General features: G+C 65.0%; 1 protein-coding gene. It reads right to left on the bottom strand.

Annotated features, from left to right (window positions below; genetic code table 11):
• Positions 1–329: FtsK/SpoIIIE domain-containing protein (locus tag ASF20_RS25160; protein ID WP_280136512.1), on the bottom strand; the 329-nt coding region annotated here is incomplete at both ends.

The raw sequence follows: 329 nt of genomic DNA, 5'->3' as shown, positions 1-329 counted from the left end.
CGACCACGATCACGATGTAGGGCAGCGCCGACAGGTCCATCTCCTCCGTCTCGTAGACGGCCTGGCCGGTCTCGCGGTTGAAGCCGGTATGGACCTCGCGGGTGATGGTCTCGCCCTTGGCCCGGGCCTCCGCCATGCGGGCGTTGTAGCCGTCGATGTTGCGCACGGCGATCTTGGACATCTTCTTGTAGCGCTCCTCCATCTCGCGCACGGCCCATTTGAGGGCGATGACCGCCTTCTTCGGGTCGATGACGACGGGGGAGAGCAGGTGCGGGATGCCGTCGTAGACGGAGAGCTCCAGCATCTTCGGGTCGACCATGATCAGCCGG

It is taken from the genome of Methylobacterium sp. Leaf88 (assembly GCF_001422795.1).
In the GTDB taxonomy this organism is placed as follows: Bacteria; Pseudomonadota; Alphaproteobacteria; order Rhizobiales; family Beijerinckiaceae; genus Methylobacterium.
The sequence above is the reverse complement of the archived record's forward strand: the minus strand, read 5'-3'. Positions and strand labels throughout refer to the sequence as shown.